Raw genomic sequence first — 6,500 nt, 5'->3', positions numbered from 1 at the left:
AGCAACCCAGACCCTTCACCTGGACGAAAACAGCCGACGAAATCCTCGACAAAATCGCCGCCTACTGCCACCGAATCTCTGACTCAGGTCACTAGGTGGACCTCTCCATGCCTGAAACAGCTACCTCTGCCGATCCCCGGCGCTGGAAAGCGCTGATATTCATCGCTCTCGCCCAGCTGATGGTCGTGCTCGACGCGACGATCGTGAACATCGCGCTGCCCTCCGCCCAGACGGACCTCGGCATCACCGACGCCAACCGGCAGTGGGTCATCACCGCCTACGCCCTGGCCTTCGGCGGGCTGCTGCTCTTCGGCGGACGCGTCGCCGACCTGTGGGGCCGCAAGCGGACCTTCATCATCGGACTCGTCGGCTTCGCGGCCGCCTCCGCGCTCGGCGGGTCCGCGGGCGACCAGGGGATGCTGCTGGGCGCGCGGGCGCTGCAGGGTCTCTTCGGCGCGCTGCTGGCGCCGGCCGCGCTGTCGCTGCTGGCGGTGACGTTCACCGAGGCCAGGGAGCGGGCGAAGGCGTTCGGCATCTTCGGTGCGATCGCCGGTGGCGGCGGCGCCGTGGGGCTCATCCTCGGCGGTGTGCTGACCGAGTACATGAACTGGCGCTGGACCTTCTTCGTCAACATCCCGTTCGCCGTGGTCGCCGCGACCGGCGCCGTCCTGGTCATCCGCGAGCCCGCCGAGGGCCGCAACCCCTCCCGCCTCGACGTCCCCGGTGTCATCCTGGCCACGCTCGGCCTGGTCTCACTGGTGTACGGGTTCACCCGCGCCGAGTCGGACGGCTGGCTGGCCGCCCCGACGCTGGGCCTGTTCGTCGCGGCCGCCGTGCTGCTGCTGGCGTTTGTGCTGGTCGAGTCCAAGGTGAAGGCCCCGCTGCTGCCGCTGCGGGTGGTCGCTGAGCGGAACCGCGCCGGCGTCTACGCCTCACTCGGGCTGGCCGTCATCGGCATGTTCGGCCTCTTCCTCTTCCTGACCTACTACCTGCAGGTCGTGAAGGGCTACACCCCGGTCGCGACCGGCCTGGCCTTCCTCCCGATGATCATCGGCATGATCACCGGCTCGACGCAGATCGGCGCCCGGCTGATGACCCGCGTCCGGCCGCGGCTGCTGATGGCGCCCGGCTTCGTGGTCGCCGCGGTCGGCATGCTGGTGCTGACCCAGATCGACCTGGACACCTCCTACCCGGCGCTGATCCTGCCCGCGTTCCTGCTGCTGGGGCTCGGTATGGGTACGGCGTTCATGCCGGCGATGTCCCTGGCCACGCACGGCGTCCAGCCGCGCGACGCCGGTGTCGCCTCCGCGATGGTCAACACCTCGCAGCAGGTGGGCGGCGCGATCGGTACGGCGCTGCTGAACACCATCGCGGCCAGCGCCACCACGGCGTACGCCACCTCGCACGCGGCCGGTGCGGCCTCGCAGAAGCTGCTCAAGCTGGAGTCGATGGTGCACGGCTACACCACCGCTATCTGGTGGGCGGTCGGCATCCTCGTCCTGGCTGCGGCGATCGCCTTCGTCTTCGTCAACACCGGGCATCAGGGTGGCGGTTCGCCGGCGGCCTCGTCCGGTGAGGGTGCCGGTACGGGCGAGAGCGCGGACGCGGACGTTCAGGTTCCGGTCATGGTGCATTGAGGCGGGAACTGAGGACCTGAGCGGCCTGAGGGGACTGAGGGAACTGAGGAAGGGGGGACGGGCGGCTGCATGTCGCCGCCCCTCCTCCCTCCCTCTTTCCGTCCGGGAGGACCGCCGCAGGCATCTGGTGGACCACTCGAAGGCGTCGACACCCCGATCCGTTAGCGGAGCCAGGGGAGGTCGGCGCCTTTTGGCTGAAGTCCGTCGGCCATCACCCGACAGATTTCGGCCAGATGGCCAATCTGCTCGGGGGAGAGCCGGTCGAAGATCGCGGCCCGGACGGCGGCGACATGTCCGGGCGCCGTCTTTTCCAGGACCCGCATGCCCTCGTCCGTGAGGTAGGCGTTCTGGCCCCGCTTGTCGGACGGGCAGTCCTCGCGGTGTACCCAGCCGTTCTTCTCCAGCCGGGCTATGGCATGGGAGAGGCGGGACCGGGTGATCTTGGCGTTCTGGGCCAGCTCGGTCATCCGCATCCGGCGCCGCGGCGCACGGGAGAGCTGGACGAGCAGGCCGTAATAGACGTGCGGCATCCCAGCGTCACGCTGCAACTGGCGGTCCAGGTGATCCTCCAGGAGCGTGGTGGCATGGAGGTAGCACTGCCAGGCGTATTGCTCCTCGTCGCTGAGCCAGCGTGGCTCGGCTGGGGGTTCGGTGCTCATACCATCCACTGTCTCACCGTTGGGTAATTTATTGAAGTTTTAACAATGCGGAGATAGGCTGGAAAATGGTGGTTGGTGATTGCCTGGGCCCCTGATTGCCCGCAGATCCAGGCCAACGGCGCCGACCGCCCCCTCAGGCCGCGGGCTGGATCAGCTCCAGGGCGCGGAGAGCGGCGGACAGGGCGCGCTCGTCGCCGGCCGGGGCCCAGGAGGCCACATCCAAGGCCGTGTCCGTCAGCTTGATGGCGTGTTCGTCGCCGTGTGCGGTGGCGCGGGCGAAGACTTCCTCCGGGGTGAGCGTGCCGGCCCGTAGCGGCGGCAGTGCCTCGGCGGGCGAGTAGACGGAGGTCAGGGCGGCGCAGGCGGCCCAGGCCATGCCGAGGGAGGGCGCCCACAGGCCGCGGGGGAGGGCCGGAAGGGTGCGCAGGACGGCGTTCGGGGCGGTGGCGGCGTGCACCAGCAGGATCGCGTCACCGTGTGCGTAGTCGAGATAGCGGTGGGTGGCGGCCTGGACCAGGGCGGCCGGCTGGTCGCGGGCGGCATCGGGATCCTGCGGGGCGTGTACCGCCTCGGCGGCCGCCGGCCAGCCGTCCGTGTCCGGGAGTTGGGCCAGTCCGTCGAGTGGGAGAACCCGCTGGTCGGCGATGCGCGGGAGGGCGGCCGGCGCGTCGGCGGGGGAGGCGGTGCCGACGGGCCGGACGGTCACCGGCAGGGTGGTGTGGCGGGCCGCCCAGTACCCGATGGCATGCGCCAACTCGGCGATGCGCGGCGCCTCTTCGCCTTCCTCCAGGAGAACCCGTACGGCGTGACCGACGCGGATCACGGGGTGGGTCGCGGCGCCCGCGATGCCGGGCAGTAACCGCGGCCACCACTCGGTCAGGACCTCACGCCAGGGGCGTTCGGCCACCTGGCGCGTCAGGTACGTGGTCCAGTCGGTGACCCGGCGCGGATCGCCCAGCGCCTGTTGCCAGTTGGTGTCGTCGAGGGGCGACTGCGGGCCCGGTACGTCCTCCAGCTTGGTGGCGTAACCGTCGAGCCAGCGGTGAACGGTCCGGGCCTGGCCGTGCCGGACCAGGACCTCGACGGCCATCGGGCCGTGATTGCTCAAGAAGCCACGGAATTCCGGGCCGGTGGTGTGCAGGCGTTCCAGGGCTTCGTCGAGTGTGCCGCGCGCCGTATCCATGGCTCGAGGCGGGGGCGGGGCGTAACGGCCTGCGGCCCTACGCCGCTGGTCGTAAGGCCGCAGGTGAGGGGTGTGCGGAGGGGGTGCAGAGGGCTGCGCGGAGGGGATTGTCAGTGGCGGGTGCGACGCTGAAGTCAGGGGTGAGTACGGAGCGTTGAGCGCGAGGGAGGGGGGCGTGGCCGGGGCGCGGGCCGGGCTGAAGTGGCGGCGGCGGGCGCCGCGGCGGTACGGCAGGGGTGTTTGAATCCTCCCCTCCCTACGGAGGGGAGGGGGCGGCCGGCTCAGTGTGCCGCGTGCGCGCGGTGCGCGCCGTGGGCGCGGTGGGTCGTGTGGGGCCGGTGCGAGCCGTGCGGTTCGCGGACGCGGCGGCCACGGAAGAGGTACAGCGAGACGACGAACATCACGGCGCCGAGGCCGAGGCCGAAGGCGCACGACTTGAGGATCGACTCCCCGCCGAGGCTGTAGACCCAGCCCATCGACGCCCCGAAGAGCGCGCCGTATCCCAGCGCCCGGGTTTCCGTGATCATGGTCGACTGGAAGTGGACCAGATACAGCCCCAGTGCCCCGGTGACCACGGCCGCGCACAGTCCGTACAGGATGGTGGGACCGCCCTTGGTGCCGTCGCTGTGCACGCGGAAGATCGTGAAGCAGCCGAAGGCGAGGGCCGCGATGATCGGCATCGCCACGGTCGTCGGGACCCGGCGCGTGGTGCCCGGGAGCCTGAAGCCGGTCTCTGGGGTCTCGGGGCTCGCGCCGTGCTCCGGCTCGACGGTGCCGTGTGAGCGGGCGGCCTCGTGTGCCTCGCGCCGCTGGGGGTGCGTGTCCATGACGGGCTCCTCTCGCTTGCCCCGCCTTTCGGGAGGCAGTCGAAATGGCTCTCCGTCCAGGCGACACCCGCGTAGGGCATGCGTCAACTGGATCAGCGGGCAAGGAAGTCCGGAGCGGGGCCGGCCGGCCCGGGGCGGGGCCGCCGTTCGGTCCATGTGCTGACCCGGCCCGCGACCCATCTCCCGGTCCAGGTCCTGCCCCCCATGCCCTGGTCCAGGCCCTACTCCGTGCCCCGGTCCAGGTCCTGACCCATGTCCCGGTTCAGATCCTTCTGATACCAGGCGACATCCCAGTAGCGGTCGAACTTGCGGCCCACCTCGGTGTACGTACCGACGTGCCGGAAGCCGAAGCGGGTGTGCAGGCGATGGGAGGCCTCGTTCGGCTGGGTGATGCCCGCGAAGGCGCGGTGCACGTCCTCGGTGGCCAGCGCCTCGAACAGGGCTTTGTAGAGGAGGGTGCCGATGCCGCGGCCGGCGGCGTGCGGGGCGCAGTAGACGGTGACCTCGACGGACGGCGCGTAGGCGGCCTTCGGGCGGAAGGCGCTGCTGGTCGCGTACCCGAGGAGCGGTCCTGCGGAGGCGGGGCCGCCGGGGCCCGGAATGGCGCCGTCCGGGGGTGTTCCGGCCTCCTGCGCAACCAGAAGCCGGTGCGGGCCGTCTTCGGGGTGGGAGAGCAGCCACGGGCGACGCCGCTCGGGAGTGAAGGGCTCCGTGTCGAACGTGATGGACGTCTCACGAATGTAGTGGTTGTAGAGCTCCGTGAGGGCCACGAGGTCCGCCTCGACGCCCGCTCTGACCTGCACTTCCCTGCTCTCGGGCAGCATCCCACCTCCCTGGTGAGGGAGCAGGGTACTGCATGATCACAAAAATAGGGTCGCGGCATGGGAATTCTGTCCGGATTCCAGCCGTTGTTTCCTTCGGACGGGTCACTCAGTCAAGTATCGAGTCTCCCGCCTCACCGTCCCGCGACCTTCCCCAAGCTCTCGGCTTCGCTCGAGCAGGGGAGACCCCAACATCGCAAAGGGAGCACACGCATGGCAACCCGTGCCGTCGCCCGTCGTCAGGAAAGCAGCAGCGGTTCTGACGGGGCCCGCAGCGTTCGCGCCGTAGGCGGGGAGATCGCCGACCGCGACCTGGTCGGCATGTACCTCGACGAGATCGCGCGCACGCCTCTGCTCGACGCCGCCAAGGAGGTCGAGCTGTCCCAGACCATCGAGGCGGGCGTGTACGCCCAGCAGATCCTGGACGGCGACGTCACCGACGGCAATGCCGCAGGTGCCGGCCGCGAGGAGCTCGAGGCACTGGCCGCCGAAGGCGCCAAGGCCAAGGACATTTTCATCCGTTCCAACCTGCGGCTGGTCGTCGCCGTGGCGCGACGTTACCCCCGTGCCGGTCTGCCGCTGCTGGATCTGATCCAGGAGGGCAACGCCGGTCTGGTGCGTGCCGTGGAGAAGTTCGACTACGCCAAGGGCTTCAAGTTCTCGACGTATGCGACGTGGTGGATCCGTCAGGCCATCACCCGCTCCATCGCCGACCAGTCGCGCACGATCCGGCTGCCCGTGCACCTCGTCGAGGAGCTCGGCCGCATCCGCCGGGTGCAGCGCGAGTTCAACCGCGAGAACGGCCGCGACCCGGAGCCCGAAGAGGTCGCCGGCGAGCTGGGCTCCACGCCCGCCCGCGTCACCGACGTACTGGACTGGGCGCGCGACCCGGTCAGCCTGAACATGTCGGTGGACGACGACGGCGACACCCAGTTCGGCGATCTGCTGGAGGACACCTCCGCCGCCTCGCCCGAGCAGTCGGTGCTCACGCTGCTGCGCAGCGAGGAGCTGGAGGATCTGATCGACCGCCTCGACCATCGCACCGCCTCCATCATCAAGGCGCGGTACGGCATCGAGGACGGCCGCGAGCGCACGCTGACCGAGGTCGGCAAGCAGCACGGTCTGACCCGCGAGCGGATCCGCCAGATCGAGAAGCACGCGCTGCTGGAGCTGAAGCGGATGGCGCGGGACACGGGGTTCGACGCGGCGGCGTAGCCCCGCAGCCTGCAGATTCTCGTAGAACGAGCCCCGGTGCCCATGGATGGCGGCGGGGCTCTTTTGCGCCGTGGGCCGGGTGGCCGTGCCGTGGGCCGGCGGTCGGCGGTGATGTCTGTTTGAGTCTGCCTTCTGCCCGAACATGTTTACTTCGCGGA

Annotated in this window: 6 protein-coding genes; 2 read left to right on the top strand and 4 right to left on the bottom strand. The window is 70.0% G+C overall.

Annotation, left to right across the window (positions count from 1 at the left end; all coding sequences use genetic code 11):
- Positions 1-107 precede the first annotated feature (107 nt).
- Positions 108-1,637 (top strand): MFS transporter, encoded by a 1,530-nt coding sequence (locus ACZ4S3_RS27140; protein ID WP_467938509.1) that lies wholly within the window; start codon positions 108-110, stop codon positions 1,635-1,637.
- Between the two features lie 161 nt (positions 1,638-1,798).
- Here the strand turns inward: ACZ4S3_RS27140 and ACZ4S3_RS27135 are convergent, their stop codons facing one another.
- The 4 genes from ACZ4S3_RS27135 to ACZ4S3_RS27120 all read right to left on the bottom strand — a co-directional run bounded on the left by ACZ4S3_RS27135 (position 1,799) and on the right by ACZ4S3_RS27120 (position 5,130).
- Positions 1,799-2,296, bottom strand: coding sequence for a MarR family winged helix-turn-helix transcriptional regulator (locus ACZ4S3_RS27135; RefSeq protein ID WP_467938507.1), 498 nt, complete (start codon positions 2,294-2,296; stop codon positions 1,799-1,801).
- 133 nt (positions 2,297-2,429) lie between these two features.
- A complete protein-coding gene (locus tag ACZ4S3_RS27130; protein WP_467938505.1) occupies positions 2,430-3,479 on the bottom strand; it encodes a questin oxidase family protein in 1,050 nt (349 codons plus the stop codon).
- 281 nt (positions 3,480-3,760) lie between these two features.
- Positions 3,761-4,306 carry a hypothetical protein gene (locus tag ACZ4S3_RS27125; protein ID WP_467938504.1) on the bottom strand — a complete coding sequence of 182 codons (546 nt, stop codon included), beginning with the start codon at positions 4,304-4,306 and terminating at the stop codon, positions 3,761-3,763.
- 221 nt (positions 4,307-4,527) lie between these two features.
- Positions 4,528-5,130 carry a GNAT family N-acetyltransferase gene (locus ACZ4S3_RS27120; RefSeq protein ID WP_467938502.1) on the bottom strand — a complete coding sequence of 201 codons (603 nt, stop codon included), beginning with the start codon at positions 5,128-5,130 and terminating at the stop codon, positions 4,528-4,530.
- A gap of 210 nt (positions 5,131-5,340) precedes the next feature.
- Between ACZ4S3_RS27120 and ACZ4S3_RS27115 the strand changes: the two genes are divergently transcribed.
- The gene (locus ACZ4S3_RS27115; protein WP_467938500.1) at positions 5,341-6,342 is read left to right on the top strand and encodes a sigma-70 family RNA polymerase sigma factor; all 1,002 of its coding nucleotides are present in this window, start codon (positions 5,341-5,343) and stop codon (positions 6,340-6,342) included.
- The last annotated feature ends 158 nt before the right edge of the window (positions 6,343-6,500 follow it).

This window comes from Streptomyces sp. NPDC028368, assembly GCF_055565615.1.
The sequence above is the reverse complement of the archived record's forward strand: the minus strand, read 5'-3'. Positions and strand labels throughout refer to the sequence as shown.

Excerpts from the sequence above, each read along its gene's own strand:
- ACZ4S3_RS27140 (WP_467938509.1), top strand. The coding sequence starts at position 108 with ATGCCTGAAACAGCTACCTCTGCCGATCCCCGGCGCTGGAAAGCGCTG.
- ACZ4S3_RS27135 (WP_467938507.1), bottom strand. The coding sequence starts at position 2,296 with ATGAGCACCGAACCCCCAGCCGAGCCACGCTGGCTCAGCGACGAGGAG.
- ACZ4S3_RS27130 (WP_467938505.1), bottom strand. The coding sequence starts at position 3,479 with ATGGATACGGCGCGCGGCACACTCGACGAAGCCCTGGAACGCCTGCAC.
- ACZ4S3_RS27125 (WP_467938504.1), bottom strand. The coding sequence starts at position 4,306 with ATGGACACGCACCCCCAGCGGCGCGAGGCACACGAGGCCGCCCGCTCA.
- ACZ4S3_RS27120 (WP_467938502.1), bottom strand. The coding sequence starts at position 5,130 with ATGCTGCCCGAGAGCAGGGAAGTGCAGGTCAGAGCGGGCGTCGAGGCG.
- ACZ4S3_RS27115 (WP_467938500.1), top strand. The coding sequence starts at position 5,341 with ATGGCAACCCGTGCCGTCGCCCGTCGTCAGGAAAGCAGCAGCGGTTCT.